This is a genomic window from Spartobacteria bacterium UBA695 (assembly GCA_002298145.1).
GTDB lineage: Bacteria > Verrucomicrobiota > Verrucomicrobiia > Chthoniobacterales > Chthoniobacteraceae > UBA695.
In genome coordinates, this window is sequence record DBMP01000006.1 from 193,140 (window position 1) to 210,085 (window position 16,946).

Consider the following 16,946-nt stretch of genomic DNA (forward strand, 5'->3'; position numbering starts at 1 on the left):
CCCATCTCCCCCTCTTCATTGGGCCTCCTCTTTTTTCACAACCTGGACGGGCTGGCCGTCGCGGGCTTTTTGCAGCCCCTCGACGATGATGCGCTCGCCCGGGGCGACGCCTTTGCGCACGACGCGCCAGGGGCCGTCAGTCTCGCCCAGCTGCACGACGCGGTAGGCCGCCTTGCCCTCGCGGGTGACGACGATCACGATCGGGGTTCCCTGCACGTCGGAGACCGCCCGCTGCGGGACGACGGTGGCATCTTTGAGGAGGTCGATCTGCGTCCGCACACGGCAGAAAAGGCCCGGGCGCAGGCGGTTGCCAGGGTTGGCGAAGAGGGCGTAGACACGGATCGAGCCGGTGGAGGGATCGACACTGCGGTCGGCAAATTCGAACTTCCCCTTTTTCGGGTAGACCCAACCATCGGCCAGGATGAGCTGCAATTCGCCCTCCAGCTTGCGCCCCAGCTCGGCCTGCTTCTGGCGGCGAATGAATCCGAGGTATTCCTGCTCGGTGAGGGTGAACTCGGCCTTGATCGGATCGACGGTGGAAACAGTGGTCAGGAGAGTGGTGCCCGTGGTGGAGGGGCCGACCAGGTCGCCCACCTGGGCCGTGGCGGCTCCGGCGATGCCGCTAACGGGGGCGGTGATGCGGGAGAACTCGACGTTGAGCCGGGCCGTCTCCACCGCCGCCTGCTGGGCCCGAACATCGGCCTTGGCGGTGCCGTGATTAGCCTGCGCGGTATCGCGCTCCTGGGCGCTGACGACGCCGGTGCGGTAAAGGGCGACGGAGCGGACGTAGTTAGCGCAGTTGAGCTTTTCCGTGGCCTCGGCGCGGGCCAAGTCGCCGCAGGCTTGGTTAAGGGCGGCTTCGAGCGGGCGCGGGTCGATGGTAAAGAGGAGCTGGCCCTCCGTGACGTAGGAGCCCTCGTTGTAGTTCCGCGCGATGAGGTAGCCGTTGACGCGCGCCCGGACCTGGCTGTTGACGAGGCCGTTGAGGGTGCCGATCCAGTCTTGGTAAACCGGCACATCTCGCAGCCCCACCGAGATCACGCGCACTTCGGGCGCACCGGGGGCGTCAGGGGTCCCGGCCTTTCGGCAGCCACAGAGGCCGCCCAGGCAGAGAACCGCCCAGCAATACCACAGGAAGGGACGCACGAGGGGCATACCTCCATATCGCTCCCCGAGGTTTGCAGGCCTTCTAAAAGCGTGCGAGGCTACGTGGCCGGGGTGATTTTGATGGTGATCTCCGGCTTGGCGGAGGGTTCCTTCAAGCTGATCCCGATGCGGCGGACTTTCCCGGCCCGGGCGGGGTTTTTGAGCAGTTCGTCGGTGACGGTGAAGGCCGCGCCATGGGCATCGATTTCCGCCCGAAGGCTCTGGGCCCCCTTGGTGATGATCCAGACGCCGGGGGCTGCCTCCCGGGCTTCGCCGTAGGTGATGAGCGAGGTGGCAAAGGGCTCCGGAGCGGAAAATTCGGCGCGGTCGGTGACGGTGACGGACGCCCCCTCGCCGCGCACGTAGTCGAACCTGCGGGTGAGGTTCTTAAGAGAGGCGACGGCGTAGCCTTGGATGAGGTCGAGGACAAGGCTGTCGCGCTGGTCGGAGAATTCCTTGGCGACCACGGCGGCTTTGTAGGATGCCCCGGGGCCCTGCGACTGCCCGGCAACGATGGGGACGTCATGGCCATAGGAGTTGAGCACCTGGTTTTCAAACCGCTGGGGCCCGAAGGTGGTGGCGTCGTAGACGGTGCCGCCCGCGTCGACGATGACCGGCTGGCCGCCGACGGCGACGACGTAGGAGCCGAGGTCGAGATGGGCGTGGCCGACGCCGTTGTGGCCCCCCTTCAAGGCAAGGCTCAGGCCGGATTTACCCGCCGGGGGCCGGGCGACGAGCACCTGGGCCTCTTCGAACCAATCGCGCTGGCCGCCGGATTTCGTGGATGCCCCGCCTTTGTCAAAGGGCGCGGCAGCTTTGGGGTCGAAGGAAAGATTGACCGCGTAGGCGTAGAGGAAGGCGCTGTACATGTCGCCCATGGAGAGGGTCCGGGGAGCCAGGGCGCCGAGGCCGTAACGAACGCCAATGACGTGGAGCAGCCAGGGGTTGGGCTTGTCGTCGAAGGGGCAGTCGGCAAAGGACGGGATATAGCCGCCCGCCATTTCCAGACGGCGCGGGTACTGGGCCACGGCGCGGGCGCTTTCGCTGGCGTAGAGGTTCACTTTGCCGTGCGTGGCGGCGAGCACGGTTTCCGCCAAAAGAACGTAGTGGCCGAAGCCGTATTTCCAATAACCGAGGCCCTCGGTGCAGTAGCCGTCGTGGAAGTTGCCAAGGTAGAAGCCAAGCTCCTTCTCAGCGGCGGCAATCAGTTCGGCCCGTTCCTGCGCGTTGTCGTCCAGGGCGAGAGCTGAGCCGACGATGCCGCCATGCACCACGGCGTTCCAGTTGTTGGCGTCGTAACTCCACCATTCCGGCTTTTTCTGGCCGTGAACCTGCTCCAGGTAGGTGGCCGTGACGCGCCGGTGGACTTCGTCCCGCACGAGCTTGTTGGTGGACGCGCTGAGTTTTTCCCCGGCGATGGTGACGGCGGCGGCGAGGTTCCAGGAGGTCATGGCCGACCCCAGATCGTTGCCCCGGGTGTACTTGGCATGCGCGGGGAGAACCCAGCTCGGCTCGGCACAAATGGCGGCGATTTCCCGCTCGATGGCCGGGAGAAAGCGGCCGCTGTTCTCCATCCCCTCGGCCAGGATGAGCGTGATCATGCGGAAGCGGCGGCGGTCTATGGCTCCGTCGACTTTCCGGTCAATGGTGCGGGCGCTTTCGGCGTAGGCTTGCTCGGTGATTTCAGGCGGCGGCTCGTTCATGAACCGCTCGGCCATGGGGATGTTTTTTTGGAAAACCGGGTCGGATTTCAGAGCATCCCAAACGGCGCGGTTGCTGAACTTCGGCCCCAGGCCATGCGCCACGGGATCGAGGCTGGCGGCGATTTCCCTCACTCGGGCCACGCCCGGAGGCGGGAGATTCGGCACAGGCGGCGGCGTGGCGGCCCCGCTCGATGCCGCCGCCGGGGGCACGATGAGGCCGGGGGCTGCGGACGCGGACGAGCCAGTAACAGACGGCATCATGGAAAAGTCGTCGAAATCAGCCAAGCACGCCCGCTTGGAGAAGCAATGAACGGCCAAGGTCGCGTAGGCCGCGCCCGCCGGGGTTTGGAACGGGAAGGTGTACTCCTTCCAGTCTTTGGCGTTGGGGACGATTTGCGTCATTACCGGGGCCGGGGTTTGGATCACTTTCCGGTCAGCGTCGTAAAATTGAATCCACACCCCCACGCCGCTTTCCTCCACCGCCCGCGCCCAGAAGTGGAGCTGGTATTTCGCCCCCGCATCCACGACCACCTTGCCGCTCTGGAGCCAGGAACCGGGCCCCGTAGCCTCCTGCCGCACCCGCAGGCCCAGCGAGCCGCTGTGCGCGGCTTCGGCAACGGCCTGGCTCAGCTTTGCAGCGGCGTCCTCGGGCGAAGTCACCCACCCCTGGATGCCCTGCTCGAAGCCCGGGTTGTTGAAAGGCAGCGTTGAAACCGGAGCCGCCGCAGCGACAGGCGGAATAATGGAAAAGTCATCGAAATCAGCCAGGCACGCCCGCTTGGAGAAGCAATGAACGGCCAAGGTGGCGTAGGCAGCACCCGCCGGGGTTTGGAACGGGAAGGTGTACTCCTTCCAGTCCTTGGCGTTGGGGACGATTTGCGTCATTACCGGGGCCGAGGTTTGGATCACTTTCCGCTCGGCGTCGTAGAACTGAATCCACACCCCCACGCCGCTTTCCTCCACCGCCCGCGCCCAGAAGTGGAGCTGGTATTTCGCCCCGGCATCCACGGCCACCTTGCCGCTCTGGAGCCAGGAACCGGGCCCCGTAGCCTCCTGCCGCACCCGCAGGCCCAGCGAGCCGCTATGGGCCGCTTCGGCAACGGCCTGGCTCAGCTTTGCAGCGGCGTCTTCGGGCGAAGTCACCCAGCCCTGGATGCCCTGCTCGAAGCCCGGGTTGGCCACCTCCTGCTGCGCAAAAGCCACCGGCGGAACGAATACCGCCGCCGCGATGATGGGGACCAAAGAACGATAAACCTGGCGAAAGAAAGGGGGGAACATGGCGGCAAGTCTACGGAAAGAGCCGGGGCCAACAATCCGCGCGAAATTCTAGCTATAGAATCATCCCAAGCCCTCTTATAATTACATCAGCCGCACAAAATCGCGCAGGAATTGCAGCCAGATGAAAAGCATCCCGCGCCAGGAATAACGGACCATCTCCTCGTCCACCGGCAAGAGGAGCCCGGCGGCCAGGTTGTGCGCGATCTGCTGCTCCATGTCGCGCTGCAATTCAAGCTGGATGGTATCCGGGTCGGACGCGGCAATCATCCCGGGGGTGACTCCCTCACGGGTCAGGAACTCCCGGTGCGAAGCGAGAATCTCCAATACGCTGCGGTCGCCCCGGAGCCGGTTGGTGCGGAACTTCGGGGCGAATTTCATCGAGTAGGAAAACGGGTAATTCCACGTCGTCCACGTCTCGCCGCACGGGCCGCGGGAGGAGACGCTCAGGAAATAAAACGCGATATCGTCCTGGTCCACGAGGCAGATGGAGGCCTGCAAACGCTCGTCGCCTTTGTAGAAAAGCCGGAAAAATTGCCGGTGATCGCCCCAGTCCCACCCGGCGTCATCGACCGACTCGAAGCCCTCCTCCTCCATCTCCTCGGTCAGCTCGGAGAGGTCCGGGAAGATCTCACGCGAAGGCGGAAATTGATGGCGCAGCGGCTTGATCCGGGGCAGCCGGGCGCGGCGCACACGGGTCAGGATCTCCAGCCACGGCAACATCAGCCAGCTCGCCACGAAGCACGCCCCCACCTGCCAGCGGCCCGTGCCCAGATAGCCGATCAAAAACGAGGTCCCAAGGATGGCGAACGAGCCAAGTTTGCGCAAGACCGGGTGAGAAAAGCTCCGCAAGCCCATGCTTAAAAGGGCAGCCGCGGCAATAAGTAACAAGTTGGATATCAAGAAGGCCTCTCCGGTTTCCCTATTAGAGAAAGGGAAATCCCGAGAAAATCCAGCAGAACTTAACGGAAAGCCTCACATATTTTGCACCAAAAATGGCCAATTTGTGGGGTGGAGGCAGCAATTCAGGGGTTGCCTAAGGGACAAATTCCATGGAGACTCTCCAACTCACATGACCGACGAAGCGCTCAAATCCGAACTGGAAAAACGGGGCATCTTTGTAACCTCGCTTGAAGATTTGTACAACTGGGGACGTAAAAATTCCCTCTGGCCAATGCAATTCGGTCTCGCGTGCTGCGCCATCGAGATGATCGCCGCCGCCGCCGCGCGCTTCGATATGGCCCGTTTTGGCGCCGAGGTTTTCCGCCCGTCGCCCCGCCAGGCCGATCTAATGCTCGTCGCGGGCACGGTGACCAAGAAAATGGCTCCCCTGGTCGTCCGGCTCTACAACCAGATGCCCGAGCCGAAGTACGTCATCGCCATGGGCGCGTGCGCCATCTCCGGCGGCCCCTTTAAGGAAGGCTACAACGTGCTCAAGGGAATCGACCGCTACATTCCCGTAGATGTTTACATTCCCGGATGTCCCCCCCGCCCCGAGGCGCTCCTGGAGGGCCTCATTACGCTGCAAAAGAAGATCGAAAAGCAGCGCCTTTTTGGAAAGACCCTTCCCCGGCACGCCGATCCCGAAGCCCCGACGTCCTACCCGGTTCCCGCCTACGGCCCCCACGACCTGGAACCCGCCTATAATCCCAAGGTCTTCTGTCCGCCCTGTCCCAACACCCGCGAATGAGCACCCTAACTCCCGATAACATCATTTCGCGAATCGCCTCCGCCCTTCCCAACGCGCGAGTCGAACTCGTCAACAACCCAAGTCCCTCGGCCCAGCACGCGCTCCTCGTCCACCGCGACGACGCGCTGCAAGTCGCCGAATTCCTCCGCGACGATCCCGAGCTGCTCCTCGACTACGCCTCCGACGTGAGCGGCGTCGATTACCCGGAGTACCTGGAGGCCGTCTACCACCTCTACTCGATCCGCCGCAAAACCGGCCCCATCACGCTGAAACTGCGCACCGGCAACCGCACCGACGACGCCCGCGTCCCCTCGCTGACCCCGGTGTGGAAAAGCGCCGAATTCCAGGAGCGCGAGGCCTACGACCTCCTCGGTATCCGCTTCGAAGGCCACCCCGATCTGCGCCGTCTCCTGATGTGGGACGAGTTCGAGGACCATCCTCTTCGCAAAGATTACGTAGCCCCAGAGGACTACGAATACGAACCGACGCCCCACGGCGCCGTCGCCCAGAAAGCCACCGCCGCCAGGGCTCAATAACCATCATGAGTTCGCAAACTTTCTTCTCCACTTCGGTCGGGGCGGGGGCAACGACCCTCGACGTCTCGCTCGGGCCGCAACACCCCTCCACGCACGGCGTTTTCCGCATGAACGTGCGCTTGGACGGCGAAACCGTTGTCGCGCTCCAGCCGGTCTTCGGCTACCTTCACCGCAATCACGAAAAAATCGCCGAAGGCAATAGCTGGCTGGCCTCGATGCCCTACACCGATCGGCTCGACTACATCTGCTCCGGCACGAACAACTGGGCCTACGCCCGGGCCGTCGAAGTCCTCGCGGGCATCGAAGTGCCGGAACGCGCCGAGTACCTCCGCGTGATCGTCGGCGAGCTGACCCGTTTGCAGAATCACACCGCGTTTCTCGGCTTCATGCTGGGCGACCTGGGCGGCTGGGGCAGCGCGCTGATGTACGGCTTCCGCGAACGCGAAAAGATCCTCAATTTCTTCGAAGAGCTGACCGGCGCGCGCATGATGCTTAATTACATGCGCTTTGGCGGCGTCCGTTGCGACGCCCCGGCGGGCTGGCTCGGGCGCGTGAAAGAGTACCTGGCCACCTACCCGGCGTTCCTCGACGAAATGGAGAAATTCCTCGTCGGCAACGAAATCCTCCTTTCCCGTCTCCAGGGCGTCGGCGTGCTGAGCGCCGAGCGGGCCATCAACGCCGGCCTTTCCGGGCCCGTGCTGCGCGCCTCGGGCGTCGATTACGACATCCGCAAAGTGGACGGCTACGGCGTTTACCCGAAGCTGAAATTCCGCGTGCCGCGCGGCGAGGTTGGCGACTGTTACGACCGCTTCATGCTCCGCATCCTGGAAGCGCGCGAAACGCTAAAGATCCTCTCGCAAGCGCTCGAACAAATCCCCGAGGGGCCGATCCAGAACCCGGCGGTGAAAAACCGCATGTTCAAACCGGCGGCGGGCGAAGCCTACGGGCGCATCGAATGCCCCAAGGGCGAACTCGGCTTCCACCTCGTGAGCGACGGCACGGAAAAGCCCTACCGTTACCACGTCCGGCCCCCCAGCCTCATCAACCTGACGCTCCTCGAAGAAATGTGCCTGGGCTCGAAGATCGCCGACGTGATCGTCATCCTGGGCTCCATCGACATCGTTCTGGGCGAAGTAGACCGCTAAATTTCAATGAACTTACCCGGCATCGGCATCATTCAAGGCATGTGGGTTTCTGCCATCAACCTGTTTGGCAGCTACTTTGACCGCAAGCACGAAAAGCGCCTCATTACGGAGCAATACCCGGAGGAACGGCCCACGCTAGTCGAGGCCTCGCGCAGCTTCCCGTTCCTCGTATTCGACGGCAACGATCCCGAAAAAGGGATGCGCTGCGTGGCGTGCAAGATCTGCGAAAAGGAATGCCCTCCCCAGTGCATCTTTATCGAGCAGGACCGCGACGCCAACGGCAAGCCGATCCGGCGGCCCAAGGTTTTCAACATCGACATCTCCGTCTGCATGAGCTGCCAGATCTGCGTGGAATCGTGCCCGTTCGAGTCGATCCGCATGGACAACATCTACGAAAAGAGCGCCTATGACCGCTTCCAGCCGCTGGTGCTGACGAAGGCCGAGCTGCTCAAGTCCAACGAGTACTACCACAGCATCCACCCCACCGAAGCGGCCGAAACCGACGCCCGCATCGAGGCGTCCCGCAAGAAAAAGGAAGCCGCAGCAAAGGCCGCAGCCGCCAAGGTCGCCGCGGCAAAGGAGGCCGCCGCCAAAGCCGCCGCTGAAAAAGCCGCCGCGCCCCAGCCGGAGGCTCCCGCGCCTCAGCCGGAAACCAAACCCTCTCAACCGGAGTAAAACCACACCGTGAACGACTTCTTTAAACTCATCTGGGATTACGTGCTCCAGTTCCTGGGGCTGTTCCTGAAAAACTGGGACGCCATCCCGACCGAAACGATGCGGCTCCTGCGGGAGTTCCTCGCCAAGCTCGGCGCGCTCGTCGGCTTTACCACGCCTCAGTGGATCATCGACGCCATTTGCGCACTGGTCGCCATCGTCGCCATCATCGCCGTCTTCATGATCATGTTCGCGCTGATGTCGGTATTCGAGCGCAAGATCCTCGCCCGCGCCCAGAACCGCTACGGCCCGAACCGCGTGGGCCCGTGGGGCCTCTTTCAGCCGGTCGCCGACGGCATCAAGATGCTGACCAAGGAGGACCTCGTGCCCCGAGCCGCCGATCAGATCGTCCATCTCCTTGCGCCCGTCATGATGGTCGCCCCGGCCCTCATGCTCCCGGCCATTCTGCCCTACGGCCATGGGATGACGGCCATCAACCTTTCCTCCGGCATCCTCTACTTCTTCGCCCTCAGCGCCGGGACGGAACTGGCCGTGTTCATGGCCGGGTGGTCGAGCAATAACAAATATTCCGTGATGGGAGCCATGCGCGCCATCGCCCAGATGATCAGCTACGAACTGCCGCTGGTCATGGCGGCAATCGTCGCCGCCTTCGCCGCCGGAACGCTCTCACCGGACGGTATCGTGCAGGCGCAAAGCGGGTACACCGCTGGGTTCCTCCCCAATTGGTACATCTGCACGCCATGGGGCTTCGCCGCCGGGGCGCTCTTCTATATCGGAGCGCTCGCCGAAGCCAACCGCTGCCCGTTCGACTTGCCCGAGGGCGAATCGGAACTCGTCGCGGGACATCTTACGGAGTATTCCGGGTTTAAATACGCCATCTTCTTCATGGCGGAATACGTCGGCATGTTCGCCATCGTCGGGATGTTCGTGACGCTCTTTTTGGGCGGCTACAATGCGCCGTTCCCGTTCCTGGAGTGGATCCCCTCCTATGTCTGGTTCTTCACGAAGATCGCGGCCATCGCCTTCTCATTCGTCTGGGTGCGCGCCACCCTGCCCCGCATGCGCATCGACCACATGATGCAGTTCGCCTGGAAATTCATGCTGCCGATGAGCTTCGCCGCGCTGCTCGCGCTGGCCGCCTGGCACTACGCCGGACGCAACGCACTCGGCTGGGGCCTCTCCGCCGTGCTCGTCGCCGCACCGTATCTTCTGCTGGGCCGGTTCTGCTTTGGCAACCGGCATTCGCCCACCAACCGCCGTTACTATTTCTCCGAATAGCCCATGCACGACCTTCTTCAACGCTTCCTCTCGCTGCCCTGGGACCAGCTTCCCCAGTGGCTCTTCCTCATCCCGGCGGGCATCATGCTGCTCGCCGCCGCCGGAGCCGTGGTGTTCCGCAACTTGATCCACTGCGCGCTCTGGCTCGTCCTGAGCTTCGCCGCGCTCGGGGTGCTCTACATGGCGCTCGGCGCGGAGTTCGTCGGGTTTGTCCAGCTGCTCGTCTACGTCGGCGCGGTCTCCATGCTGGTGATCTTCGCCATCCTGCTGACGCCCTCGGATGAAGTCAGCGCGAGCAACAATCCGCTCGTTCACTTCAAGCTTTCCAGCGCCGTCAACGCCGTGATCGGTGTGGCCGTTACCGGGCTCGTCCTGGTCGGCCTGCTCGCCGCGATCTTCTTCAGCCCGCGCGCGGGTGGCGTCACGCTCCCGGCGGTTGCCCCCACGCTGCCGGTCGCCAAGATCGGCGAAAATCTCTTGTCCCACACACTGCTACCGCTTCAAGCCGTGGCCGTACTGCTCACCGCCGCGATGATCGGCGCCGCGCTTCTCGCCAAGGAGGATAAACGCTCATGATTCAAACCACACCCATGTTGCAAATCCTGCTCGCCATTTCGGCCGTGCTCTTTTGCTTCGGCCTGCTCGCGACGCTGACCCGCCGCAACGCGATCCTGGTCCTGATCGGCATCGAGCTGATGCTCGGCGCGGGCAACCTCAATTTCATCGCGTTCTGGAAATTCAGCGCGAACCCGGAAGCGCTTACCGGCGTGATGTTCGCGATCTTTTCCATCGCCATCGCCGCCGCCGAAGCCGCCGTGGGGCTCGCGATTGTGATCCAGGTCCACCGCCGTCTGCACAGCGTGGACGTTAACCAAGCCACTCAACTGAAAGGCTAGCCCCACTCTCATGGACTTTCTTCTTATCGCGCTCATCCCGCTATTGCCACTCGTGGCGGCGGGCCTCACGGCGCTCTTGAAACGGGAACAGAAAGCGCTCTCGGCCACGCTGGTGATCGGGGCGCAAACGGTTGCTTGCGTGCTGAGCCTCTGGGCGCTGTTGCTGGCAATGTGCGCGGACAATGGCGAACCGGGGTTGATTCACGAATTTGTCAACTTCCCCTGGCTCACCTTCGGCCATGAAACGCTGAAGCTCGGCTTGCTCGTCGATCCATTGAGCGGCGTCATGGGCGCGATGGTCGCCTTTGTCGCGCTCCTCATCTTCATCTACAGCCACGGCTACATGAAGGAGGACCGCAACTACACGCGCTTCTACACCTTCCTGGGCCTCTTCTCCGGCGCGATGCTCGGCGTGGTCTATTCCAACAGCCTGCTGCTCACTTTTGTTTGCTGGGAATTGGTCGGCCTCGCTTCGTATCTCTTGATCGGCTTCTGGTTTTTCAAACCGTCCGCCGCCGCCGCCGCAAAGAAGGCCTTCCTCACCACGCGCGTCGGTGACATGGGGCTTATGATTGGCATGTTCTGGCTCTACAAAGCCGCCGGGACGCTCCTTTTCTACGACAACGGCGCGGGCTGCCTCGAACAAGCCGCGCTCGCCACGATGGCCAAGACGCTCGTCGGTGGCCTCGCACTCTCCAACATCATCGCGCTCCTGATTTTCTGCGGAGCCGCTGGCAAATCGGGCCAATTTCCGCTCCACGTCTGGCTTCCCGACGCGATGGAAGGCCCCACGCCCGTCAGCGCCTTGATCCATGCCGCGACGATGGTGGCCGCCGGGGTTTACCTCGTCGCCCGCGTCTTCCCGATCTTCGCCGCCACCGGCACGCACTCCATTTCGCTGATCGTCGTGGCAAGCGTCGGCGCTTTCACCGCGCTCTTTGCCGCGCTCATCGCCGTGGCGCAGAATGACATCAAGCGCATCCTGGCTTACTCGACCGTTTCTCAGCTCGGCTTCATGATGCTGGCCGCAGGCGTCGGCCACCCGGGCGTGGCGATGCTCCACCTTATTGCCCACGCCTTCTTCAAGGCCCTCCTCTTCATGGGCGCGGGTTCCGTGATCCACGGCGTGCATGACGAACAGGACATCCGCGAGATGGGAGGCCTGCGCCGGTTCATGCCGGTGACATTCGTGACCTACTCCATCGGCATGCTGGCCCTGGCCGGGTTCCCGGTTCTCTTCTCCGGCTTCTGGAGCAAGGACGCCATCCTGCACGCGGCGCACCTCTGGCCGGTTTCGCAATTGCCCTTCTACATGGCGACCGCCGCCGCGTTCCTGACGGCCTTCTACATGACGCGTCAGATGGCCTATGTTTTCTTTGGCCAATACCGCGGCCATGCCCACCCGCATGAAAGCCCGGCGGTGATGACCCTCCCGCTCGTCATCCTGGCCGCCGCCGCGATTTTGATGTCCCTGCCTGCCACTCCGGCGTGGCCTGCGTTTGAGGAATTTCTCAAGGGCGAGGCGGCTCACTTCTCGCTGGAAGGCCTCACCGAACCCGGCTTCCTGCAAATCGCCCTGACCTCGACAGCCATTGTCTTCCTCGGCATCGGGCTGGGCTGGCTGATCTACGGGCGCAAGCCGCTGGGCGCTGTCGATCCGATTCAGACCGCCGCCGCCCCGGCCTTCCGCGCGCTGGCCAACCGCCTCTACATTGACGAAATCTACGACGCAACCGTCATCCGCGCGCTGCACGGATTCGGCAGCCTCGCCGCCTGGATCGACCGACAGATTCTCGCGGGCATCGTCTCCGCCGTCGCCGCATTGTCGTTCTTCGTCTCGGCCGTCAGCAACGGCATCGACCGTTTCGTCATCAACTTCGGGTTCGACAACTCCTGCAATGCCCTGCGCGAATACGGCGGCGCGGCGGCATCGTGCGAAGGGGGACGGGTGCAGGGTTACCTGCGCTTGATCGCTCTCGGAACCGTCATTCTCCTCGCCGTCATTGGATGGCTTTTAGTGTAGCACTGGCATGAGCAATTCCCTTACTCTCCTCACGTTCATTCCTCTCATCGGCGCCATCTGGGCCGCTCTGCTCCCGTCCAAGAGCACCGGCCAGCTGCGCTTCGCCGGGCTCTTTACCACGCTCGTCGCGCTCGCCCTGACGCTCTCGCTGGCGTTCCAATACGACCGCGCCGCGGGCGGCCTGCAATTCGCCGAGCGTTATGAGTGGATTCCCTCGCTTCACATCGAGTACTACCTCGCCGCCGACGGCCTCAGCCTCGTGCTGCTGGTCCTCACAGCTCTGGTCACACCGTTCTCGCTGCTGGCTTTCGGCAAGGGCCTCTCCAAGCTGGCGGTCGTCCTCGTGCTGCTCTTGGAAACGACGCTCTTCGGCACGTTCACCGCGCTGAACTTCGTCCACTGGTTCTTCTTCTACGAGCTGAGCCTCGTGCCCGCCTTCTTCCTGATCCGCCTCGGCGGCACCCCAAAGGCGACAGCGGCCGCCACGCAGTTCTTCATCTACACACTCTTCGCGGGCTTCGCGATGCTGCTCGGCTTCCTGGCAATCTACCAGGCGACCCACACCTTCGATCTCACCGAGCTTGCCGCCCTTGCCCGGCAGGAGAAGCTCGGCCACGCGCTCAGCGCCGCCTTCCCGGCCTTCTCCGGCTGGATCAGCGGCGCGGTCTTCCTCGGCATCCTGGTCGGCCTCGGCGTGAAAGTGCCGGTCGTCCCGCTCCACACGTGGTTGCCCAACGCTTATACCGAGGCCCCCGCGCCCGTTTCGATGCTGCTCACCGGGCTCCTCTCCAAAATGGGCGTCTACGGTTTCCTGCGGCTGCTCTACCCACTATTCCCAGGCCTGATGTTCCACTGGCAGGTGCCGCTCCTGGCGCTGGCAGTCGTCACCATCGTCTTCTCCGCGCTGGCCGCCCTGGCGCAGCGGGACCTGAAACGGATCGTCGCCTACTCCTCGGTGAACCACCTCGGCTACTGCCTACTGGGCCTCTTCGCCGTGGCCGCCGCGACCCATGCCGACACCGTCAACCGCGCCGCCGCGATGAACGGCGTGATTCTCCAAATCTTTAACCACGGCCTCACCGCCTCCGCCCTCTTCTGCTTCATCGGCTTCATCGAAAAACGGAGCGGCGGGCTTCGCGGCCTGAACGACTTCGGCGGCCTGCGCGAGGTCGCCCCGGTGTTCGCGGGCCTGATGGGGATCGCCATTTTCTCCTCGCTCGGTCTGCCGGGCTTGAACGGATTCGTGGGCGAGTTCCTCATCTTCAAGGGCTCCTTCGCCATCGCCCCGGGCGCGACAGCACTCGCGGCCATCGGCCTATTCGTCACGGCTGTGTTCCTCCTGACCTTGATTCAGCGCGTCTTCGCGGGACCGCTCGCGGAGCGCTGGAAGGCATTTCCCGACCTTTCGACCGGCGAACGCCTCACCGTCATCCCCGCCATCGCGCTGATGTTCGTGCTCGGCATTTACCCGCAGCTCCTCATCGGGCTCTTTAACCCCACGGTCCTTAAACTGATTTTCTAGAATGACCGCCTCCTATCTTCTTACCGCAACGATCGTCTCCGCCTTCGCGGGCGTACTCCTCATCCTCCTGCTCCCGATGCGCTGGGGCGGGGCCGCCAAATGGATTGCGTTTCTCTCGGCCGTGACCGGGTTTGGCTTCGCCGCCGCCGCCTTCCGCGCTTATGACATGAGCGCCGGGGCGCTGCCGCTGCAATTCGGCGTGGACGTTCCCTGGGTCGAAAGCCTCGGCATCCACTTTGCCACCGGGGCCGATGGCGTCAGCCTCGTGTTGCTGCTCTTGACGGGCATCATCGCAATTACCGGCGTCCTTTTTTCATGGAACGTCACCCGGCAGCCGCGTGCGTTCTTCGCGCTCTTCCTGACAATCATCGGCGGCTCCTACGGCGTCTTCCAGAGCCTGGATCTCTTCCTGCTTTTCGTCTGCTACGAAGTCGTGATCATCCCGAAATACTTCCTCATCTCCAACTGGGGATCGACGAACCGGGAATACGGTGCCATGAAGCTCACGATTTACTCCGTGGCGGGCTCGGCGCTCGTGCTGCTCGGGCTGATCGGCGTTTACATTCTCGCGCCTGGCCGGACGCTCAACCTGGTCGCGCTCTCGCAGTATCCCTTCCCAGTCGCCTTCCAGCTCTGGGCCTTCCCGGTAATGTTCATCGGCTTCGGCGTACTGGCGGGTCTCTGGCCCTTCCACACGTGGGCCCCCACCGGCCACGTCGCCGCTCCGACGGCCGTTTCCATGCTGCTCGCGGGCGTGGTCATGAAGCTCGGCTCCTACGGCGCGCTGCGGGTGGCCATGACGCTTTTCCCGCAGGGCCTCGAATATTGGCGGATGCCGCTGGCCATCCTCGCCACCATCGGCCTGCTTTACGGCGCGTTGGTCGCCCTGGCTCAGCGCGATCTCAAATTCGTCGTCGGCTATTCGTCGATCAACCACATGGGCTTCGTGCTCCTGGGTCTCTTAACCTTGAACAGCCTGGGCCTGAGCGGGGCGGTGTTGCAGATGTTCTCGCACGGCATCATCGGCGGGCTGCTCTTCGCCGTCGTGGGCCGGATGATTTACGACCGCACCCACACGCGCGAAATCAGCGTGCTCGGCACGATGGGCCTTGCCAAGTCGCTCCCGTTCGCCGCGCTGACCTTCACCGTGGCCTCGGCGGCTTCGATGGGCCTGCCCGGATTTAGCGGATTCATTGCCGAATTGCAAATCCTGCTCGGGACGTGGAAAGCCTTCCCGGTGCTCTTGATTTTCACCATGCTCGGCGTGGGCATCACCGTGGCCTTCACGCTGCGCGCCTTGCAGAAGAGCTTCTTCCCGGCACTGATTTCCGGCGAAACCGCCCCTGCCCCGGCTCCGGAACCTCACGAACCGCTGCCGCCCATTACCTTCCCCGAACGCCTGGGAGCCGTGATCCTGATGGCCGCAACGATCGGCGTCGGCCTCTTCCCGAAGGTTCTCATTGATCCCATTCTGCACAGTTTCGAAAGCTCTCAATCCATGATGCATCACTTGATCCAGGGGGTTGCCCGATGAACACGCTTCTTTTTAACCTGCTCACGCCCGAGCTGATCCTGGCCGACGCCGCGCTGGTGGTGCTCATCGCCGGTCTGATTCCCTTCACCTCGTCCCACCGGGGGATGATCCTGAGCCTGACGCTCCTCGGCGGCCTCCTCTCCGGGGCCTGGATCCTCACGCACCCGGCCAACTACAGCCTCTTCGGCGGCATGGTCGTGCTCGACCCGCTCACGCAGCTGGCCAAGGTCGCCGTTCTCGCGCTGAGCCTCATCGCCTGCGTCTTCGCCTACGGGTCCACCGTGAAAGAGCATTTCGCGGAATACCTGGCGCTCATCCTCTTCTCCACGATCGGCATGATGCTGCTCGTGGGCACGGAGGATTTGCTAATGATCTTCATCGGCCTGGAGCTGACGAGCATCCCGCTCTACCTCCTCACCGGTTACCTGAAAAAAAGCAGCACCTCGGCCGAGGCTGCGCTGAAATACTTCATGGTGGGAGGCGTTTCCGCGGCATTCCTGCTCTTTGGCCTGAGCCTCATCTATGGCGTCACGGGCGTTACTTCGCTGCGCGAGCTGGCCGCAATCACCCGCACGACCGGAACCGATCCGCTCCTGCTGGCGGGCATCGTAATGGCACTGGCCGGGTTCGGTTTCAAGGTCGCCGCCGTCCCCTTCCATCTCTGGGCTCCGGACGTTTACGAAGGCGCGCCGACCTCTTCCGCCGCGCTGATCGCTTCCGGCTCCAAGGTGGCCGGGTTCCTGATCCTGGCCAAGTTCCTGACCTTCGGCCTCGCCAAGACCAGCGGCAGCGCCGCCTGGGACTTGATGCAAGCGGGCTGGTTGCCGCTGCTGGCGTTGATCGCGGCTGCTTCGGTCGTCATCGGCAACCTTGCCGCGCTCAGTCAGCGCAACGTAAAGCGCATTCTGGCTTATTCGGCCATTGCGCAATCCGGCTACATGCTCCTGGGCCTCACCGCTGCAAATGCGAACGGCGTGGCTTCGGTGCTTTTCTATGTGATCGTGTATGCGGCGACCACGCTGGGCGCTTTCGGCGTCGTGGCGATTGTGGAACAGCGCCGGGGCGGCTCGGATCTCGACCATTTCGACGGCCTGCACCGGACTTCGCCGGGCCTCGCGCTCTGCATGGGGATCTTCATGATTTCGCTCGCGGGAATTCCGCCGCTGGCCGGGTTCTTCGGCAAGTTCTACCTCTTCTCGGGGGCGCTCGGGTCGGTGGCCTCGGTCCATGACGGCTCGTTTGGCCTGCTCTGGCTCTTGATCGTGGCCATCGTGTTCAACGCCGTGTCGCTTTACTATTACGTGATTGTTTTGAAGCACGTCTTTGTGGCTCCGGCGGATGACGCGCCTGCCCATGACCGTGCCTGCCACTGCGGCGTCTCGGCTTTCGTCGGGTTGCTCGCCTTGGCGGTGGTCGCTCTCGGCCTTTATCCCAACGCTCTCTTGAATCCGATCCAAAACGCGATCCGCTCCGCCGTGGCGAACCCGGCGAAGGCGCTCGTGGCTCAACCCTAAAGCTCGCTC

At 63.4% G+C, this 16,946-nt stretch carries 14 protein-coding genes; 11 read left to right on the forward strand and 3 right to left on the reverse strand.

The window, feature by feature from the left end; all coding sequences use genetic code 11:
• Positions 1-15 precede the first annotated feature (15 nt).
• From B2828_RS02725 to B2828_RS02735, 3 genes are all read right to left on the reverse strand, one after another.
• Positions 16-1,155: an efflux RND transporter periplasmic adaptor subunit gene (locus B2828_RS02725; RefSeq protein ID WP_479632147.1), complete on the reverse strand. Its 1,140-nt coding sequence runs from the start codon at positions 1,153-1,155 to the stop codon at positions 16-18.
• A gap of 50 nt (positions 1,156-1,205) precedes the next feature.
• Positions 1,206-4,127: a carbohydrate binding domain-containing protein gene (locus B2828_RS02730; protein WP_479632148.1), complete on the reverse strand. Its 2,922-nt coding sequence runs from the start codon at positions 4,125-4,127 to the stop codon at positions 1,206-1,208.
• A gap of 81 nt (positions 4,128-4,208) precedes the next feature.
• Positions 4,209-4,952, reverse strand: coding sequence for a hypothetical protein (locus tag B2828_RS02735; RefSeq protein WP_479632149.1), 744 nt, complete (start codon positions 4,950-4,952; stop codon positions 4,209-4,211).
• A gap of 244 nt (positions 4,953-5,196) precedes the next feature.
• On the opposite strand from B2828_RS02735, the gene B2828_RS02740 reads away from it, so the two are divergent.
• Genes B2828_RS02740 through B2828_RS02790 form a run of 11 tightly spaced genes read left to right on the forward strand, consistent with a single transcriptional unit; the run spans position 5,197 to position 16,937 of the window.
• Positions 5,197-5,814, forward strand: a complete 618-nt coding sequence (locus B2828_RS02740) for an NADH-quinone oxidoreductase subunit B (protein WP_479632150.1) — start codon at positions 5,197-5,199, stop codon at positions 5,812-5,814.
• Complete coding sequence (locus B2828_RS02745) at positions 5,811-6,350, forward strand: NADH-quinone oxidoreductase subunit C (protein WP_479632151.1); 540 nt, start codon at positions 5,811-5,813, stop codon at positions 6,348-6,350. Before B2828_RS02740 ends, B2828_RS02745 begins: the two co-directional genes overlap by 4 nt.
• A 5-nt stretch (positions 6,351-6,355) precedes the next feature.
• Entirely contained in the window at positions 6,356-7,495 is a 1,140-nt protein-coding gene (locus tag B2828_RS02750; RefSeq protein WP_479632152.1) for an NADH-quinone oxidoreductase subunit D, read from the forward strand.
• 6 nt (positions 7,496-7,501) lie between these two features.
• Entirely contained in the window at positions 7,502-8,170 is a 669-nt protein-coding gene (locus tag B2828_RS02755; protein WP_479632153.1) for a 4Fe-4S dicluster domain-containing protein, read from the forward strand.
• Between the two features lie 9 nt (positions 8,171-8,179).
• Positions 8,180-9,448 (forward strand): NADH-quinone oxidoreductase subunit NuoH, encoded by a 1,269-nt coding sequence (nuoH, locus tag B2828_RS02760; protein WP_479632154.1) that lies wholly within the window; start codon positions 8,180-8,182, stop codon positions 9,446-9,448.
• Positions 9,449-9,451: 3 nt separating this feature from the next.
• Positions 9,452-10,024, forward strand: a complete 573-nt coding sequence (locus B2828_RS02765; RefSeq protein WP_479632155.1) for an NADH-quinone oxidoreductase subunit J family protein — start codon at positions 9,452-9,454, stop codon at positions 10,022-10,024.
• Positions 10,021-10,344: an NADH-quinone oxidoreductase subunit NuoK gene (gene nuoK, locus B2828_RS02770; protein WP_479632156.1), complete on the forward strand. Its 324-nt coding sequence runs from the start codon at positions 10,021-10,023 to the stop codon at positions 10,342-10,344. Before B2828_RS02765 ends, nuoK begins: the two co-directional genes overlap by 4 nt.
• 10 nt (positions 10,345-10,354) lie before the next feature.
• Positions 10,355-12,367, forward strand: a complete 2,013-nt coding sequence (gene nuoL / locus B2828_RS02775) for an NADH-quinone oxidoreductase subunit L (RefSeq protein WP_479632157.1) — start codon at positions 10,355-10,357, stop codon at positions 12,365-12,367.
• A 7-nt stretch (positions 12,368-12,374) separates the two neighbouring features.
• The gene (locus B2828_RS02780) at positions 12,375-13,889 is read left to right on the forward strand and encodes a complex I subunit 4 family protein (protein WP_479632158.1); all 1,515 of its coding nucleotides are present in this window, start codon (positions 12,375-12,377) and stop codon (positions 13,887-13,889) included.
• Between the two features lies 1 nt (position 13,890).
• Positions 13,891-15,423 carry a complex I subunit 4 family protein gene (locus tag B2828_RS02785; protein ID WP_479632159.1) on the forward strand — a complete coding sequence of 511 codons (1,533 nt, stop codon included), beginning with the start codon at positions 13,891-13,893 and terminating at the stop codon, positions 15,421-15,423.
• The gene (locus tag B2828_RS02790) at positions 15,420-16,937 is read left to right on the forward strand and encodes an NADH-quinone oxidoreductase subunit N (protein WP_479632160.1); all 1,518 of its coding nucleotides are present in this window, start codon (positions 15,420-15,422) and stop codon (positions 16,935-16,937) included. The genes B2828_RS02785 and B2828_RS02790 overlap by 4 nt, the downstream gene beginning before the upstream one ends.
• Positions 16,938-16,946 lie beyond the last annotated feature (9 nt).

Excerpts from the sequence above, each read along its gene's own strand:
- nuoK (WP_479632156.1), top strand. The coding sequence starts at position 10,021 with ATGATTCAAACCACACCCATGTTGCAAATCCTGCTCGCCATTTCGGCC.
- B2828_RS02730 (WP_479632148.1), bottom strand. The coding sequence starts at position 4,127 with ATGTTCCCCCCTTTCTTTCGCCAGGTTTATCGTTCTTTGGTCCCCATC.
- B2828_RS02790 (WP_479632160.1), top strand. The coding sequence starts at position 15,420 with ATGAACACGCTTCTTTTTAACCTGCTCACGCCCGAGCTGATCCTGGCC.
- nuoL (WP_479632157.1), top strand. The coding sequence starts at position 10,355 with ATGGACTTTCTTCTTATCGCGCTCATCCCGCTATTGCCACTCGTGGCG.
- B2828_RS02725 (WP_479632147.1), bottom strand. The coding sequence starts at position 1,155 with ATGCCCCTCGTGCGTCCCTTCCTGTGGTATTGCTGGGCGGTTCTCTGC.
- B2828_RS02740 (WP_479632150.1), top strand. The coding sequence starts at position 5,197 with ATGACCGACGAAGCGCTCAAATCCGAACTGGAAAAACGGGGCATCTTT.
- B2828_RS02750 (WP_479632152.1), top strand. The coding sequence starts at position 6,356 with ATGAGTTCGCAAACTTTCTTCTCCACTTCGGTCGGGGCGGGGGCAACG.
- B2828_RS02745 (WP_479632151.1), top strand. The coding sequence starts at position 5,811 with ATGAGCACCCTAACTCCCGATAACATCATTTCGCGAATCGCCTCCGCC.
- B2828_RS02785 (WP_479632159.1), top strand. The coding sequence starts at position 13,891 with ATGACCGCCTCCTATCTTCTTACCGCAACGATCGTCTCCGCCTTCGCG.
- B2828_RS02765 (WP_479632155.1), top strand. The coding sequence starts at position 9,452 with ATGCACGACCTTCTTCAACGCTTCCTCTCGCTGCCCTGGGACCAGCTT.
- B2828_RS02780 (WP_479632158.1), top strand. The coding sequence starts at position 12,375 with ATGAGCAATTCCCTTACTCTCCTCACGTTCATTCCTCTCATCGGCGCC.
- B2828_RS02755 (WP_479632153.1), top strand. The coding sequence starts at position 7,502 with ATGAACTTACCCGGCATCGGCATCATTCAAGGCATGTGGGTTTCTGCC.